Annotated in this window: 12 protein-coding genes; 7 read left to right on the top strand and 5 right to left on the bottom strand. The window is 68.2% G+C overall.

Translation table 11 applies throughout. From position 1 onward, the window contains the following. Positions 1 to 50: 50 nt before the first annotated feature. From ACFYWS_RS05455 to ACFYWS_RS05440, 4 genes are all read right to left on the bottom strand, one after another. Entirely contained in the window at positions 51 to 821 is a 771-nt protein-coding gene (locus ACFYWS_RS05455) for a succinate dehydrogenase/fumarate reductase iron-sulfur subunit (RefSeq protein ID WP_389269820.1), read from the bottom strand. Beyond that, positions 818 to 2,752 (bottom strand): fumarate reductase/succinate dehydrogenase flavoprotein subunit, encoded by a 1,935-nt coding sequence (locus ACFYWS_RS05450; protein ID WP_389269818.1) that lies wholly within the window; start codon positions 2,750 to 2,752, stop codon positions 818 to 820. The genes ACFYWS_RS05455 and ACFYWS_RS05450 overlap by 4 nt, the downstream gene beginning before the upstream one ends. A gap of 16 nt (positions 2,753 to 2,768) precedes the next feature. Then, positions 2,769 to 3,611 (bottom strand): hypothetical protein, encoded by an 843-nt coding sequence (locus ACFYWS_RS05445; RefSeq protein ID WP_389269816.1) that lies wholly within the window; start codon positions 3,609 to 3,611, stop codon positions 2,769 to 2,771. 63 nt (positions 3,612 to 3,674) lie between these two features. Beyond that, the gene (locus tag ACFYWS_RS05440; RefSeq protein WP_389269814.1) at positions 3,675 to 3,971 is read right to left on the bottom strand and encodes a hypothetical protein; all 297 of its coding nucleotides are present in this window, start codon (positions 3,969 to 3,971) and stop codon (positions 3,675 to 3,677) included. A 261-nt stretch (positions 3,972 to 4,232) separates the two neighbouring features. On the opposite strand from ACFYWS_RS05440, the gene ACFYWS_RS05435 reads away from it, so the two are divergent. The 7 genes from ACFYWS_RS05435 (at position 4,233) to ACFYWS_RS05405 (ending at position 15,658) form a co-directional block, all read left to right on the top strand. Beyond that, positions 4,233 to 6,548, top strand: a complete 2,316-nt coding sequence (locus ACFYWS_RS05435; protein WP_389269812.1) for an ABC transporter substrate-binding protein — start codon at positions 4,233 to 4,235, stop codon at positions 6,546 to 6,548. Between the two features lie 175 nt (positions 6,549 to 6,723). Then, positions 6,724 to 8,631, top strand: coding sequence for a translational GTPase TypA (typA, locus tag ACFYWS_RS05430; protein ID WP_389269810.1), 1,908 nt, complete (start codon positions 6,724 to 6,726; stop codon positions 8,629 to 8,631). 765 nt (positions 8,632 to 9,396) lie between these two features. Next, a complete protein-coding gene (locus ACFYWS_RS05425) occupies positions 9,397 to 10,428 on the top strand; it encodes an ABC transporter permease (protein WP_389269808.1) in 1,032 nt (343 codons plus the stop codon). A gap of 106 nt (positions 10,429 to 10,534) precedes the next feature. After that, positions 10,535 to 12,331 carry an ABC transporter substrate-binding protein gene (locus ACFYWS_RS05420; protein WP_389269806.1) on the top strand — a complete coding sequence of 599 codons (1,797 nt, stop codon included), beginning with the start codon at positions 10,535 to 10,537 and terminating at the stop codon, positions 12,329 to 12,331. A gap of 112 nt (positions 12,332 to 12,443) precedes the next feature. Continuing rightward, positions 12,444 to 13,421 (top strand): ABC transporter permease, encoded by a 978-nt coding sequence (locus ACFYWS_RS05415; RefSeq protein ID WP_389269804.1) that lies wholly within the window; start codon positions 12,444 to 12,446, stop codon positions 13,419 to 13,421. Positions 13,422 to 13,431: 10 nt separating this feature from the next. Then, positions 13,432 to 14,493: an ABC transporter ATP-binding protein gene (locus ACFYWS_RS05410; protein ID WP_389269802.1), complete on the top strand. Its 1,062-nt coding sequence runs from the start codon at positions 13,432 to 13,434 to the stop codon at positions 14,491 to 14,493. A 37-nt stretch (positions 14,494 to 14,530) separates the two neighbouring features. After that, positions 14,531 to 15,658, top strand: coding sequence for an ABC transporter ATP-binding protein (locus ACFYWS_RS05405; protein WP_389269800.1), 1,128 nt, complete (start codon positions 14,531 to 14,533; stop codon positions 15,656 to 15,658). Positions 15,659 to 15,734: 76 nt separating this feature from the next. On the opposite strand, the gene ACFYWS_RS05400 is transcribed toward ACFYWS_RS05405, so the two are convergent. Further along, a complete protein-coding gene (locus ACFYWS_RS05400) occupies positions 15,735 to 16,322 on the bottom strand; it encodes a Uma2 family endonuclease (RefSeq protein WP_389269798.1) in 588 nt (195 codons plus the stop codon). Positions 16,323 to 16,365: the final 43 nt, after the last annotated feature.

Here is a 16,365-nt window from a genome sequence, read left to right as displayed (position 1 = left end):
CACGGCTCGGGGCTCTGCCCCGGACCCCGCTGCTCAATCGCCGCAGGGGCTCAAGAGGTGCGACGGCGGATCTTGTTGCCCAGCCACACCACCGGATCGTACTTGCGGTCGGCCGCCCGTTCCTTCAGGGGGATCAGGGCGTTGTCCGTGATGTGGATGCCCTCGGGGCAGACCTCCGAGCAGCACTTGGTGATGTTGCAGTAGCCGAGACCGTGTTCGTCCTGGGCCGTGCGTTTGCGGTCGAGGCCGTCGTCGGAGGCCGCGTCCAAGGGGTGCATGTCGAGTTCCGCCACGCGCATCAGGAAGCGGGGGCCCGCGAAGGCCGTCTTGTTGTCCTCGTGGTCGCGGACGACATGGCAGGTGTCCTGGCACAGGAAGCACTCGATGCACTTGCGGAACTCCTGCGAGCGGTCGACGTCCTCCTGCATCATTCGGTACTCACCGGGCCCGACCCCGGCCGGCGGAACGAAGGCCGGAACCTCGCGGGCCTTCGTGTAGTTGAAGCCGACGTCGGTGACGAGGTCGCGCACGACGGGGAAGGCACGCAAGGGCGTCACCGTGATCACCTCGTCGCGGGTGAACACGGACATGCGCGTCATGCACAGCAGCCGCGGCCGGCCGTTGATCTCCGCGGAGCACGAACCGCACTTGCCCGCCTTGCAGTTCCAGCGGACCGCCAGGTCGGGGGCCTGCGTCGCCTGGAGGCGGTGGATGATGTCGAGGACCACCTCGCCGTCGTTCACCTCGACCTTGAAGTCCTCCAGGCCGCCCCCGCCGACGTCGCCCCGCCACACCCGGAAGGCCGCCTCGTAGCTGCTCACTCGAAAAGCTCCTCTTCGGCCAGGTACTTCACCAGCTCCTCCTTCTCGAACAGGGCGAGCAGGTCGGCGCGGACGGGTTCGGTGGTCTCGCGGGTGAGCGTGATCTGGCCGCGCACCGGGTCCGTGGCCGCCAACCCGCCGGTGGGATCCCGGAGTTGGCACAGCAGATTCGCGCGCCGCCACTCCCGGTCCATCGCCGGGTAGTCCTCGCGGGTGTGCCCGCCGCGCGACTCCGTGCGCTCCAGCGCGGCCCGCGCGACGCACTCGCTGACCAGGAGCATGTTCCGCAGGTCGAGTGCCAGGTGCCAGCCCGGATTGAACTGGCGGTGCCCCTCGACCCCGGCCCGCCGCGCCCGCACCCGCAGATCCGCGAGCTTGCGCAGCGCCTGCCCCATCTCGGCCTCCCGCCGGATGATGCCGACGAGGTCGTTCATCGTCTGCTGGAGCTCCTGGTGCAGGGTGTACGGATTCTCGGGCGTGACGCCCTCCTCCTGACACTCCGCCGAGAACGGGCGAAGCGCCTCGGCCGCCGCCGTGTCGATCAGCTCGTCGGCCACGGTCGGACGCGCCGTGCGGCGCGAGACGGCGTACGTCGCCGCGTGCAGGCCCGCCCTGCGGCCGAACACCAGCAGGTCGGAGAGCGAGTTGCCGCCGAGCCGGTTGGAGCCGTGCATGCCACCGGCCACCTCACCGGCCGCGTACAGACCCGGCACACCGCGCGCCGCCGCCGTGTCCGAGTCGACCGCGATGCCGCCCATCACGTAGTGACAGGTCGGCCCGACCTCCATCGCCTCGGCCGTGATGTCGACGTCCGCCAGCTCCTTGAACTGGTGGTACATGGAGGGCAGTCGACGCCGGATCGTCTCGGCGGGCATCCGGGTCGAGACGTCCAGGAACACACCGCCGTGCGGCGTGCCGCGGCCCGCCTTCACCTCGGAGTTGATCGCCCGCGCCACCTCGTCGCGCGGCAGCAGCTCAGGAGGCCGGCGGTTGTGGTCCGGGTCCTCGTACCAGCGGTCGCCCTCCTCCTCCGACTGCGCGTACTTCTCCTTGAAGACGTCGGGGACGTAGTCGAACATGAACCGCTTGCCCTCGGAGTTGCGCAGCACACCGCCGTCGCCGCGCACCGACTCAGTGACCAGGATCCCCTTCACCGAGGGCGGCCAGACCATGCCCGTCGGGTGGAACTGCACGAACTCCATGTTCAGCAGCGGCGCCCCGGCCAGCAGCGCGAGCGCGTGCCCGTCGCCCGTGTACTCCCACGAGTTCGACGTCACCTTGAAGGACTTGCCGATGCCACCGGTCGCCAGGACCACGCTCGGCGCCTCGATGACGAAGAAGCGCCCGCTCTCCCGCTCGTAGCAGAAGGTGCCGGAGACCTGCCCCTCCTCGTCCTTCAGGACGCGGGTGACCGTGCACTCCTGGAAGACCTTGAGGCCGGACTCGTAGTCGCCGGTCTCCTTGAAGTCCTGCTGCTGGAGCTGGACGATCTTCTGCTGGAGCGTGCGGATCAGTTCGAGGCCGGTACGGTCGCCGACGTGCGCGAGCCGCGGGTACTCGTGCCCGCCGAAGTTCCGCTGCGAGATCCGCCCGTCACCGGTCCGGTCGAACAGCGCGCCCCAGGTCTCCAACTCCCATACGCGGTCGGGGGCTTCCTGCGCGTGCAGCTCCGCCATCCGCCACTGGTTGAGGAATTTGCCGCCGCGCATCGTGTCGCGGAAGTGCACCTGCCAGCTGTCGTGTGAGTTCACATTGCCCATGGAGGCGGCGATGCCGCCCTCCGCCATCACCGTGTGGGCCTTGCCGAACAGTGACTTGCAGATCACCGCCGTACGGGCGCCCCGCTCACGCGCCTCGATCGCGGCCCGGAGCCCTGCGCCACCGGCGCCCACCACGACAACATCCCACTGCTGCCGCTCCACCACGCTCATCAGAAAGCCCCCACCATTAGAAGAACCGCGGATCGTCGAAGGCGCCGGACGCGACCAGGTACACATAGAAGTCGGCGAGCGCGACGCTCACCAACGAGGCCCAGGCGAGCAGCATGTGACGGGCATTCAGTTTTCCTACCCAGCCCCAGAGCCGATAGCGCACCGGGTGTTTCGAGAAGTGCTTGAGGCGTCCGCCCACGATGTGCCGGCACGAGTGGCAGGAGATCGTGTAGGCCCAGATCAGCGCGATGTTCAGGAGGAAGACCAGCGTGCCGAGGCCCATGTGGCCCCACTCGTAGTTCTCGTCGCGGAACGCGAGGACCGTGTCGTAGGTCAGGATGCAGGCGACGAGGACGGCCGCGTAGAAGAAGTAGCGGTGGATGTTCTGGAGGATCAGCGGGAACTTCGTCTCACCGCTGTACTTCTTGTGCGGCTCGGCCACCGCGCAGGCCGGCGGTGACGCCCAGAAACCGCGGTAGTAGGCCTTGCGGTAGTAGTAGCAGGTCAGCCGGAAGCCCAGCGGGAAGATCAGGATCAGCAGGGCGGGGGACAGGCCCCACCAGCCGCCGAAGATCTCCCAGTTGGGGCCGCCCCGCATCGGTTCGCAGTTGTCCGCGAGGCAGGGCGAGTAGAACGGCGAGACGTAGGGGGCCGCGTAGTAGTCGGCGTTCGCGAAGGCCCGCCACGTCGAGTAGACGATGAAGGCGAACAGTCCGCCCGCGGTCGCGGCCGGGGCCAGCCACCAGCGGTCCGTGCGCAGATGGGGCGCGGAGATCGCGGCACGGGTCCGGCCTCGGACGCCGGTGCCGCCTTCGGTATGGGGGTCTTCGGTACTGGTGGGTTCCGTGCCGGTGGCCAACGAAGCCTCCGCTCGCAGGGACGGGGGACGGGGGACGGGGATGGGGATGCGGATGAGGGCGGGTCAGGGTGCGTGGCGGTCCCGGGCGCCGAGCCCTTCGTCGTCCGAGTCGGTCCACAGGGACCTGTCGTACGGGGCGTCGGAGATCGTCACGAGGTCGGGACGGCGCGGTGTGTCCGGGCTCGCGGCCGACTCGCGCAGCAGGGCGACGCTCTCGCGCAGATGCGCCGTGTCGGCGCGCACCCGGCGAAGATCCGGGCCTCCCGCGACGCCCTCGAGCTGGGGCTGCAGGCGTCCCACGGCGCGCGCGAGATCGTCGACACAGCGCTGAATTGCCGTCAAGTCGTCGTGCAGGGACATGATTTGGCCTCGCTTCCGCTGGTGCGGCGGAGTTGCTCATGCGCCTGCGAGTGTCGCGCGTCACATTGCCGTTTGTGAAGGGATCCGTGCGGATTGCCGGTGCGCCATGGGTTCCTTTGGGCCGCACGGGTGGCTTTCAGGTGCCCTGCGGGCGTGTCGGACGGCGCCTCTCCCCGGATCCACTTCAGTTGGCCGATAGATGTGATCAGCTCCATATACCGCCAAATGAGACAAAACCGGCCAGCCCCGGAGGTACCCGTGATGCCCCACGTCCCCAGGCGCCCACGAGCCGCCGCGCGCTCGGCCGCGTTCCTCGTGAGCGGCGCGCTCGCCGTGACCGCGCTCGCCGGGTGCGGCTCCGACGACGAGGCGGGCCGACCCGCCGCCGGACCCGACGTCGCCTCGGCCGCCCGTACGCAGATCAAGGACGGTGGCACGCTGCGGTGGGCGATCGACGACGTGCCGCAGACCCTCAACTCCTTCCAGGCCGACGCGGACGCGGCCACCAGCCGGGTCACCGGGGCCGTGCTGCCCTCGATGTTCCGGCTCGACGCGCAGGGGCGCCCGCAGGCCGACTCCGACTACCTGGAGAAGGCCGAGGTCATCAAGACCGAGCCCAAGCAGGTCGTGCTGTACAAGCTGAACCAGCAGGCGGTGTGGAGCGACGGCCGGGAGATCGGCGCCGCGGACTTCGCCGCGCAGTGGCGCGCCCTGTCCGGGAGGAACAGCGCGTACTGGACCGCCCACAACGCGGGCTACAACCGCATCGAGAACGTCGAGCGCGGCAAGAACGACCTGGAGGTGCGGGTCACGTTCGCGAAGCCGTACGCGGACTGGCGCTCGCTCTTCTCGCCGCTGTACCCCAAGGACGTCATGGGGACCCCGGACGCCTTCAACGAGGGCGCGCGCAGCGCGCTCAAGGTGACCGCGGGCCCCTTCGCGCTCGGCGAGATCGACCGGGGCGGCAAGCAGGTCACGCTGGAGCGCAACCCCCGCTGGTGGGGCCGCCCGGCCAAGCTCCAGAAGCTGGAACTCACCGCCGTGCCGCGCGACGAGCGGCCCGCCGCGCTCGCCGCGGGCAAGCTGGACCTCGCCGATGTCGACCCGGAGGCAGCCGAGCGCATCGCGTACGCCGCCCGCGACAAGGGTGCGTCGGGCCCGCTCGCGCACGGCCCCGGCACCGGCGGCACCTCCGGTGAGGCGCTGCGCTCCTGGGCGCGGGCGCACAACGAGGACTGGGAGGTCGCGGAGGCGGAGCTGGAGGCCCGCGCGAAGACCCGCAAGGCCGCGCAGAAGTACGCGAAGGAACAGACGGGGCTGAACGGCTTCGTCGTCCGCAAGTCGCTCGAACCCGCCTATACGCAGCTCGCCCTGAACGGTTCGAGCGGCCCGCTCGCCGACGAGCGGGTGCGCCAGGCCGTCGCCCGCGCCCTCGACCGCGGAAAGCTCGCCGAGAGTGTGCTCAAGCCGCTCGGCCTGCCGGCCGAGACCGTCGGCAGCCACCTCGCCCTCTCCGGTCAGGCCGCCTACGCCGACAACAGCGACGCGCTCGGCGAGCAGGACGCCGACAAGGCGCAGGCCCTGCTCGCCGAGGCGGGCTGGGTGCGCGGCGGCCCGGTCGAGGAGAAGCAGCAGAAGCCCAAGACGGCGGGCGGCAAGGCGGAGGGCGCCGCGGCCGAGTCCAAGGCCGCGGGCGACGGCACGTACATCATGGGCGAGGACGACCAGAAGCCGGACGACGCGAAGCCCGGCGACGCCGCGCCCCCGCTGCTCGGCCCCGGCGCCCTCGCCGACGCGCAGCACTCCGCGCTCCTGCACCAGGCCGACGCCGCGAAGGTGCGCTCCGCCGAGCGGGAGGGCAAGCACGCGGGCGACGCGAAGCAGGGCGCGGCCCGCGGCGCGTACGCCCCGAAGGGCACCCCCGCTCCGCAGCAGGCCGCCGCGAAGGACGCCGGCGAGGCCCATGGCAAGGAAGGCGCCAAGGCCGGCGCCGCCTCGGGGCAGCTCGCCAAGGACGGCAAGCCGCTGACCCTGAACTTCGTGCTGCCCGCCGGCCCCGACGCCGAGCAGCTGCAGTCCGTCGCCGACCGGATCTCGGCCATGCTGCAGAAGATCGGCGTCCGTACGGACATCACCAAGGTCGACGACGAGACCTACTTCAAGGACCACGTCGCGGCCGGCGAATACGACCTGGCGCTGTACTCGTGGCCCGGCTCCGCCTACCCGGCCACCGACGCCCGCCCGATCTACGCCAAGCCGGTCCCGGCCGCCGACGGCGAGCTCACGGTCGAGCAGAACTACACCCGGGTCGGCACCGACCACATCGACCAGCTCTTCGACAGGGCCGTCGGGGAGCTCGACCAGGAGAAGGAGCGCTCGCTCGTCCGGCAGGCCGACGAGCGCATCTGGGCCGCCGCAGGATCGATTCCGCTCTACCAGCGGCCCGAACTGGTGGCGACGAAGGCGAACCTGGTGAACGCCGGGGCGTTCGGCTTCCAGGAGCCCTCCTACGAGGACATCGGCTTCCTGAAGCCGGGTGCGAAGGCCACCGGCTCACCCACAGAGGACGCTGGCTGACCTGCGGTTTTCCCGGGCGGACCGGCGCTTCGGCGGTGGTCCGCCCGGCCCGGCGGAGCCGGCGGCCGTCAAGCCACGTACCATGGGGTGAGGCCGTGGCGTGTCCAGCCCGGCAGGGCGCGTGTACCAAAGAAGTACGCGCAGCCGACCCTTCACTCCGGGAGTACGCCGCAATATGGCCACGCGCCACGACATCCGTAACGTCGCCATCGTCGCCCACGTCGACCACGGCAAGACGACCATCGTCGACGCCATGCTCAAGCAGGCCGGCTCCTTCGCCGCCCACGCTGCCGAGTCGCTCGACGACCGCATGATGGACTCGAACGACCTGGAGCGTGAGAAGGGCATCACGATCCTCGCCAAGAACACGGCGGTGAAGTATCACCCCAAGGATGGCGGCGAGGTCATCACGATCAACATCATCGACACCCCCGGCCACGCCGACTTCGGTGGTGAGGTCGAGCGCGGCCTGTCGATGGTGGACGCGGTGGTGCTGCTCGTGGACGCCTCCGAGGGCCCGCTCCCGCAGACCCGCTTCGTGCTCGGCAAGGCGCTCAAGCAGCGTCTGCCCGTCATCCTGTGCATCAACAAGACGGACCGGCCCGACTCGCGCATCGACGAGGTCGTCAACGAGACGTACGACCTCTTCCTCGACCTGGACGCCGACGAGGACCAGATCGAGTTCCCGATCGTCTACGCCTGCGGTCGCGACGGCATCGCCTCGCTGACCAAGCCGGAGGACGGCACGGTCCCGGCCGACTCCACCAACCTGGAGCCGTTCTTCTCCACGATCCTGGAGAGCGTCCCGGCCCCGACGTACGAGGAGGACGCGCCGCTCCAGGCCCACGTCACCAACCTCGACGCCGACAACTTCCTCGGCCGTATCGCGCTGCTCCGTGTCGAGCAGGGCGAGCTGCGCAAGGGCCAGACCGTGGCCTGGATGAAGCGCGACGGCACGGTTCAGAACGTCCGCATCAGCGAGCTGATGATGACCGAGGCGCTCACCCGCAAGCCCGCCGAGGTCGCGGGCCCCGGTGACATCTGCGCCGTCGCGGGCATCCCCGACATCATGATCGGCGAGACGCTGGCCGACCCGGAGAACCCGGTCGCGCTGCCGCTGATCACGGTGGACCAGCCGGCGATCTCCATGACCATCGGTACGAACACCTCGCCGCTGGTCGGCCGCGGTGGCACGGGCAAGGGCGCGGACGCCAAGGCGGCCGTCAAGGACCGCAAGGTCACCGCCCGCCAGGTCAAGGACCGCCTGCAGCGCGAGCTGATCGGTAACGTCTCGCTGCGCGTCCTGGACACCGAGCGCCCCGACGCCTGGGAGGTGCAGGGCCGCGGTGAGCTGGCGCTCGCGATCCTGGTCGAGCAGATGCGCCGCGAGGGCTTCGAGCTGACGATCGGCAAGCCGCAGGTCGTCACCAAGGAGGTCGACGGCAAGACGCACGAGCCGGTCGAGCGCATGACCGTCGACGTCCCCGAGGAGCACATGGGCGCCGTCACGCAGCTCATGGGCGTCCGCAAGGGCCGCATGGACAACATGTCGAACCACGGCTCCGGCTGGGTCCGCATGGAGTTCGTCGTCCCGTCCCGTGGCCTCATCGGCTTCCGTACGGAGTTCCTGACGAACACCCGCGGCACGGGCATCGCCCACTCGATCCACGAGGGCCACGAGCCGTGGTTCGGCACGCTGACGACCCGTAACAACGGCTCGCTGGTCGCCGACCGCGCCGGCGCGGTCACCCCCTTCGCGATGATGAACCTCCAGGAGCGCGGTGTGCTGTTCACCGAGCCCGGCACCGAGGTGTACGAGGGCATGATCGTTGGTGAGAACTCGCGCGCCGACGACATGGACGTGAACATCACCAAGGAGAAGAAGCTCACCAACATGCGTGCCGCGTCCGCGGACAACACGGAGAACGTGGTCCCGGCCCGCAAGCTCTCCCTGGAGCAGTCCCTGGAGTTCTGCCGCGACGACGAGTGCGTCGAGGTGACCCCGGAGGCCGTCCGCATCCGCAAGGTCGTCCTGGACCACAAGGAGCGCGGCCGCAGCGCTTCGCGCGCCAAGCACGGCTGAGCCACCGCTGCCTGACGGCAGTTGGGCCCGGTACCCCCGAGTGGGGTGCCGGGCCCTTTGCGTTGCCGCTAGTCTTCACGCGGTCTACGCGCAGTGATATGCCGAGTGACATGCCCTGTTGTGATGTCTCCCAACAGGGGGTCAAAACCCCGTCGGGCGCAAGTGATTAAGTCCACCCCGCAGTCCGGAATGCGGACGCCGGTGGTCGATAGGTATGTAACACGTCCGTTTCGTGGCCCTCTATCTCGGATCTGTTTGTCCGGATTTTGGGAGAAGTACGCATCAGGTGTGATCGAACCGAGACCAAAAGAGTGTGGTCGCGACAGCGGCTGTGGCTAATAGTGGTCCGCGTAGAGCTCGGGTCAAAGGGTCACGCGCTAATGGGGGGCGGCGACTCGCGAGCGCACTGAGGCAGCGTCAACTTCGCCGTCAGGGGTGTCGGCCGGTTGGCGATCTTCTGCCTCCACTTGCAGTGAACGAAGTGGACTCATGAGGAGGAACCCATGCAAGGTGCCGCATGCGCCATATGGGTCGCGTCGTCCAGGACAGCAGGTGTTGGCCCCGCGGGAGTGCGCAGTAGTGCTCCGGCGGCCGAGGTGACGATCCGGCGCTGCGACAGTTTTTGACACTTCCTCAGGGGTGGGCCGACCTGCTCGCCCCAGTCGTCAGTCCCTCTCGCGCGCTTCGAGTGACGTACGCCGTGCGACGGCCGCCGGATCGACTTCACCTTCCGGCGGCTTCCAACACCTGTGAAATGGACGAATCATGACAAGTCCAATCGAGATTGAGGGCGCCGAGACCTCTTCCGCCTTGGACAAGGAGAGCGCGCCGCAGGGCGACGCGAAGGAGCCCAAGAAGCTCGAGGGGCGCAGCCCCGGTCAGTTGATGTGGCGGCGCTTCAAGCGGGACAGGACGGGCGTCATATCCGCCTGGATCGTCCTGGCCTTCTTCGCGATAGCCGCGCTCGCCCCGGTCATCTGCGGCCTGTACGGCAAGGACCCGTACACCTTCTACGGCCAGGACGACCCGACGCTCCTCAACGAGTTCAACCTGCCGGCAGGGCCCAACGGTGGTATGTCGCCCGAGCACTGGTTCGGCATCGACCCGAACTACGGGCGCGACGTGTTCGCGTATCTGCTCTACGGCATGCGTACGTCGCTCTACACCGCGCTGTGCGCGACGATCGGCATGGTGCTCCTCGGCGTCGTGATCGGCCTGGCGAGCGGCTACTTCGGCGGCAAGATCGACTACTGGCTCGGCCGGCTCACCGACTTCATGATGGCGCTGCCCAACCAGCTGTTCATGGTCGCGGCCATGCCCGTCATCGTCACCGTCTTCGTGGCTCCCGACGAGGAGACGCCGGTCTACGTCCGGTTCCTCGCCATCACCGGTGTGATGTGGATGCTCACCTGGATGACCCTGGCCCGCCTGGTGCGTGCGGTGACGCTGTCGCTGCGCGAGCGGGAGTTCGTGGAGGCGGCGAAGGTCGCGGGTGCCTCGCCCTGGCGGATCATCCGCAAGGAGCTGCTGCCCAACCTGGTGACGCCGATCATCGTGCAGGGCACCTACCTGCTCCCCAGCACCATCCTCTCGGTCGCCTTCCTCTCCTTCGTCGGCGTCGGCTATCAAGACCCCACGCCCGACTGGGGATTGATGTTCGCGACCGCGGCGAAGATCTACGAGGTGGACCCGACCTACTTGTACTTCCCGGGTGTCGCCATGGTCGTCTTCTTCGTGGCGTTCAACCTCTTCGGTGACTCGGTCCGGGACGCGTTCGATCCCAAGACCGGACGCTGAGCAGGCCTCACCGAGGGTCGCTGCCACCCGGGCGCCGGACCGACACAGCCGGATGCGTCAGGCAGCACACAAGGATCACTACTCACAGGCAGGTGGATTCAACTCCATGAGCATCCTTCGTTCGCGCACGGCGCAGGCGACGATCGTCGCCGCCGCTGTCGGCGCCCTCACGCTGACCGGCTGCAGCAGCGGCAGCAACGACAACGACAAGCCCGTGGGCAAGTCCAAGGACGACGCGAAGGCCCAGGCCAAGCCGGTCGTCATGGGCACCGCGGAGCAGTCGGTCGGCCCGGCCAAGGCGGTCCCGGGCGCCAGGAAGGGCGGCGTCGCCCAGGTCTACCAGGAGACCGACTTCTCGCACCTGGACCCGGGCCAGATATACGTCTCCGACGCCGGTCTGCTCTCCAAGCTCCTCTACCGCGGTCTGACCACGTACACCGAGGACGACAAGGGCACCCAGACGGTCGTCGGTGACCTCGCCAAGGACGCGGGCAAGTCCTCGGACGGCGGCAAGACCTGGACCTTCGAGCTGAAGGACGGGGTCAAGGACGAGAACGGCCACGCCATCACGTCGGCCGACATCCGCCACTCCATCGAGCGGCTGTACTCCTCGTTCCTGACGGACGGTCCGGCGTACATCCAGCAGTGGCTGTCCGGCTCCGGCACCTCGTACCGCAAGGCGTACGCGGGCCCCTACAAGGGCAAGCACCTGCCGGACTCGGTCCTGGACACGCCGGACGACAAGACCATCGTCTTCCACTTCAAGGAAGCGCACACCGACGTCCCGCAGGCCCTGGCCATGGCGGCGTACTCGGTCGTGCCCGAGAAGACGGACACCAAGCAGAAGTACGACCAGAAGCCGGTCGCCACCGGCCCGTACAAGATCTCCGCGTTCAAGCCGGGCAAGAGCCTCAAGCTCGTCCGCAACGACCAGTGGGACGAGAAGACGGACCCGATGCGCCACAACTACGTGGACGGGTTCAACATCGACTTCAACGTCTCCAAGGCCGACCAGACCAAGACGATCCTGGCCGACCGCGGCGAGGCCAAGAACGCCGTCATGTTCTCCGGCCAGATCGACGCCACCCAGCTGCAGAAGATCACGACCGACAAGAAGGTCATGAAGCGCACGGTGCAGGGCTACGGCCCGTACGTGTGGCAGCTGAACATGAACATGGACCGCATCAAGGACAAGAAGATCCGCGATGCCATCGCCCTGGCGATCCCGGGCACCGCGGCCGGCCACGCCGACGGCGGCGCCTACGGCGGTGACGCCGCCAACTCGCTGACGTCGCCCTCCACTCCGGGCTACGACCCGAAGTTCGACCCGTTCAACCGGGCCAAGAAGCCGAACGGCGACATCGAGAAGGCCAAGAAGCTGATCGACGAGGCCGGCGCCAAGGGCAAGAAGCTCGTCTACGCCTTCGCCAACGTCGATGTCCGCGTCACCCAGGCGAACCTGATCATCAACAACCTGGAGAAGATCGGGCTCGACATCCAGAAGAAGGAAGTTGACCAAGCCACCTGGTACGAGCAGATGGGCAAGGTCAAGAACGGCATGGACCTGTACATGACCGGCTGGGGCCAGGACTGGGCCGACGGCAACACCGTCTTCCCGCCGTCCTACGACGGCGCCAACATCCAGGACGGTGCCTCGAACTACTCCCACGTGAACGACAAGCACGTGAACGCGGAGAGCGCCCGCATCCAGAAGATCGCGGACGCGTCCGAGCGCGCCAAGGAGTACGCGAAGCTCTCCGAGTACATCTCGACGAAGATCAACCCGGCTGCCCCGATCTACTACACCAAGATCTTCCAGATCGCCGGATCCAACGTGGGCGGCCTGCGCTACTCGTCGGTCACCAACTACACCGACCCGACGCGGATCTTCCTCAAGAAGTAGTTCGCACAAGGCAGTTCCCGGGGGTGAGAGCGCGGCGGAGCTCTCGCCCCCGGGCCGCCGCACATCCCCTCCTGGTCTCCCACCGCCGCCGTCCTGAGAGCAGCTTTCTGCCATGCTTCGATTTCTCATACGCCGGACGTCTGGCGCAGCACTCATCCTCCTGCTGATCAGCGCCTTCACGTTCTTCATGTTTTTCGCCATCCCACAGGACCCGGCGACGCTCGCGTGCGGCAAGAACTGCACCCCGGACGCGCTGGCGCTCATTCACAAGAACCTGGGGCTCGATCAGCCGGTTCCGGTGCAGTACTGGGAGTTCCTCAAGGGGATCTTCGTCGGACGTGACTTCGCGGTGGGCCACTGCGACGCCCCGTGCTTCGGCGTCTCGTTCCGGAACAACCAGATGGTCTGGGACACGATGATGGACCGTCTCCCGCTGACGCTCTCGCTCATGCTCGGCGGCCTGGTCGTCTTCCTCATCGCCGGCCTGGGAGCCGGTCTGACCGCCGCCCGCTTCCGCGGCACCTGGATCGACAAGCTCTTCTCCGGCGCCTCCCTGGTGACCAGCTCGTTCCAGATCTACCTGCTCGGCCCGATCGTGATGGGCATCTTCGTCTACAGCACCGGCTGGCTGAAGTCGCCCAAGTACGTGTCGTTCTGGGAGAACCCGGCGTCCTGGTTCATGGGGCTGCTGATCCCCTGGATCGTGATGGCGACGATCTTCACCGCCAACTACACGCGTATGTCGCGCTCCTCGATGATCGAGCAGCTCCAGGAGGAGCACGTCAGGGCCGCCAAGGCCAAGGGCATGAGCAGTCGCTTCGTCTTCTTCCGGTACGCCTGGCGCGGCTCGCTCATCCCGATCATCACCATCCTCGGCATGGACATCGCCTCGCTGCTCAGTGGCGGCATGGTCACCGAGCTGACCTTCAACCTCTCGGGGATGGGCCGTCTGGCGATCAGGTCGGTCACCGAGAAGGACCTGCCGGTCCTCATGGGCGTCATGATCATCAGCGCCGCCTTCATCATCCTCTGCAATGTCGTCGTGGACGCCCTGTACGCCGTGATCGACCCGCGCGTGCGGCTGTCCTAGGAGAACCCCCGTGACCACACTCACCAAGCCCGAGGACGCCCCGGCCCCGACCGGTTCCGACGCGTTCTTGTCGGTACGCGACCTGCGGGTGCAGTTCTCCACAGAGGACGGCACCGTCAAGGCGGTGGACGGCCTCTCCTTCGACCTGGAGCGCGGCAAGACGCTCGGCATCGTCGGCGAGTCCGGCTCCGGCAAGTCGGTCACCAACTTGTCCGTGCTCGGCCTGCACCCCAAGAGGAACACCACCATCGACGGGGAGATCCTCCTCGACGGCAAGGAGCTTCTCACCGCCACGGAGCCCGAGCTGGAGAAGCTCCGCGGCAACAAGATGGCGATGATCTTCCAGGACTCGCTGACCGCCCTGTCGCCGTACTACACGGTGGGGCGCCAGATCGCCGAGCCGTTCCGCAAGCACACCGGCGCCTCCAAGAAGGAGGGCCGTGACCGGGCCATCGAGATGCTCGAAAAGGTCGGCATCCCGCAGCCCAAGCAGCGCGTCGACGACTACCCGCACCAGTTCTCCGGCGGCATGCGCCAGCGCGCCATGATCGCCATGTCGCTCGCCTGCAACCCCGAACTGCTCATCGCCGACGAGCCGACCACGGCCCTCGATGTGACGGTCCAGGCGCAGATCCTCGACCTGCTCAAGGACCTGCAGCAGGAGTTCGGCTCCGCGATCATCATGATCACGCACGACCTGGGTGTCGTCGCGAACATGGCCGACGACCTGCTCGTCATGTACGCGGGCCGGGCCGTCGAGCGCGGCAGCGTGCGCGAGGTGCTCAAGCAGCCCCAGCACCCCTACACCTGGGGCCTGCTGGGCTCGATGCCGCGACTGACCTCGGACATCGACGAGCCGCTGATGCCGATCCCCGGCTCACCGCCGTCGCTGCTCAACCCGCCCTCGGGCTGCCCGTTCCACCCGCGCTGCGCCTTCACCGACAAGGTGACGGGGAACCGCTGCTCGGGCGAGCGGCCGCAGCTCCCGGAGGGGCGCGGCTCCGCCTGCCACCTGACGGCGGACCAGAAGCAGCAGGTGTTCATCGAGACGATTCAGCCCCGGCTGCGCTGAGCTGAAACCGGCGACTGGCTCCAGACAGGACCTGACCATGAGCGACAACAAGAGCAACACCACCACGGCGGTCGACGACGCGATCCCCGGCCAGCGTGACAGCGACACAGAGCCGCTGCTCCAGGTCCGGGATCTGCGGAAGCACTTCCCGATCAAGGGCGGCTTCCCGATCCGCCGCACCATCGGGGCGGTCAAGGCCGTCGACGGCGTGGACTTCGAGGTCTACGCGGGCGAGAGCCTGGGCCTCGTCGGCGAGTCCGGCTGCGGCAAGTCGACCACGGGCCGGCTGCTGACCCGCTTGTACGAGCCCACGCAGGGCACCATCACGTACAAGGGCCAGGACATCAGCCACGCGAACCGCAAGCAGCTGGCGCCGATCAGGTCCGAGATCCAGATGATCTTCCAGGACCCGTACGCGTCCCTGAACCCGCGGCAGACGGTCGGCTCGATCATCGCGGGGCCGATGGAGATCAACGGGATCAACCCGCCCGGTGGCCGTGAGAAGCGGGTGCGCGAACTCCTGGAGATCGTCGGCCTCAGCCCGGAGCACTACAACCGCTTCCCGCACGAGTTCTCCGGCGGTCAGCGCCAGCGCATCGGGGTCGCCCGCGCGGTGGCCCTGGAGCCGAAGCTGATCGTGGCGGACGAGCCGGTCTCGGCGCTCGACGTGTCGATCCAGGCGCAGGTCGTGAACCTCCTCCAGAAGGTTCAGCGGGAGATGGGCATCGCGTTCGTCTTCATCGCCCACGACCTGGCCATCGTGCGGCACTTCTCGCAGCGGGTCGCCGTGATGTACCTCGGCAAGATCATGGAGGTCGCGGACCGCGACTCGCTCTACAACCGCCCGCGCCACCCGTACACGCACGCGCTGATGTCGGCCGTGCCGGAGGCGGACCTCGACGTAGAGAAGCGGGAGCGGATCCGGCTCGAGGGCGACGTGCCCTCCCCGGTCATGCCGCCGTCCGGCTGCCGGTTCCGCACGCGGTGCTGGAAGGCGCAGGACAAGTGCGCCACGGAGGAGCCCCCGCTGGTCCAGATCTCCGGCAACAGGTCCGGGCACCTCACGGCCTGCCACTTCCCGGAGGACCCGACCATCGAGGCCCGCGCGCAGGACATCGTCCTCGACCCGGCCCTCGCGGCCCTGGAGGGCGACGCCAAGTCCTGACGCCAAGTCCTGACGCCCGGCCCCCGGTATCGACACCGGGGGCCGGGCGTCGGCATGTCCGGGCGTGCTCCGTCCGTCACCGGGTCTCCCGGTCGCCCGCCTTCCCGTAGCGGCGGAAGTCGGCGGTGTCCACGGCCCAGGGGCCGAAGGGGACCAAGTCGCCGTATATGTACGGCTCCGATGAGCGGTAGCGGCCGTCCGCGGGGTCGGAGTGGACCTCGATGGTGCCCGTACGCGGGTCGACGATCAGGTAGTGCTCGATGCCCATGGCCGGGTAGTCGGCGAGTTTGTCGCGGTAGTCGTTGTCGGGGTTCGAGGGGGAGACGATCTCGACGACGGCCAGCACCTGGGAGGCGTCGACGGGCAGGCCGTCCTCGTCGAATGCGGCCTCGGGGAATACCGCTGCATCGGGTAGTCGCATGCGGCCGGCCGAGGGGTGCTCGATTTCGAAGCCATTGGCGCACACGTAACCGGGATGAGTGTCCGGGATCTGCCGATTGAGCTGTTCGCGGATGCGGTGGATGGTCCCCTCGTGCCGCTTCGACGGGCTCGTCATCGCCAGTTTCGGACCGGAAGCCGCGATCTCCACGGTCCATGAGCCTTCGAGGTGCTCGGCGTACTCGGCCAGCTCCTCGGCGATCGCGCGCATCTTCGCGTACTCCATGCGTCGACGGTAGCCGCGCCACCCGCTCCGTCGCCCCCGCGCC

This window comes from Streptomyces sp. NPDC002795, from assembly GCF_042888725.1.
Lineage (GTDB): Bacteria > Actinomycetota > Actinomycetes > Streptomycetales > Streptomycetaceae > Streptomyces.
The sequence above is the reverse complement of the archived record's forward strand: the minus strand, read 5'-3'. Positions and strand labels throughout refer to the sequence as shown.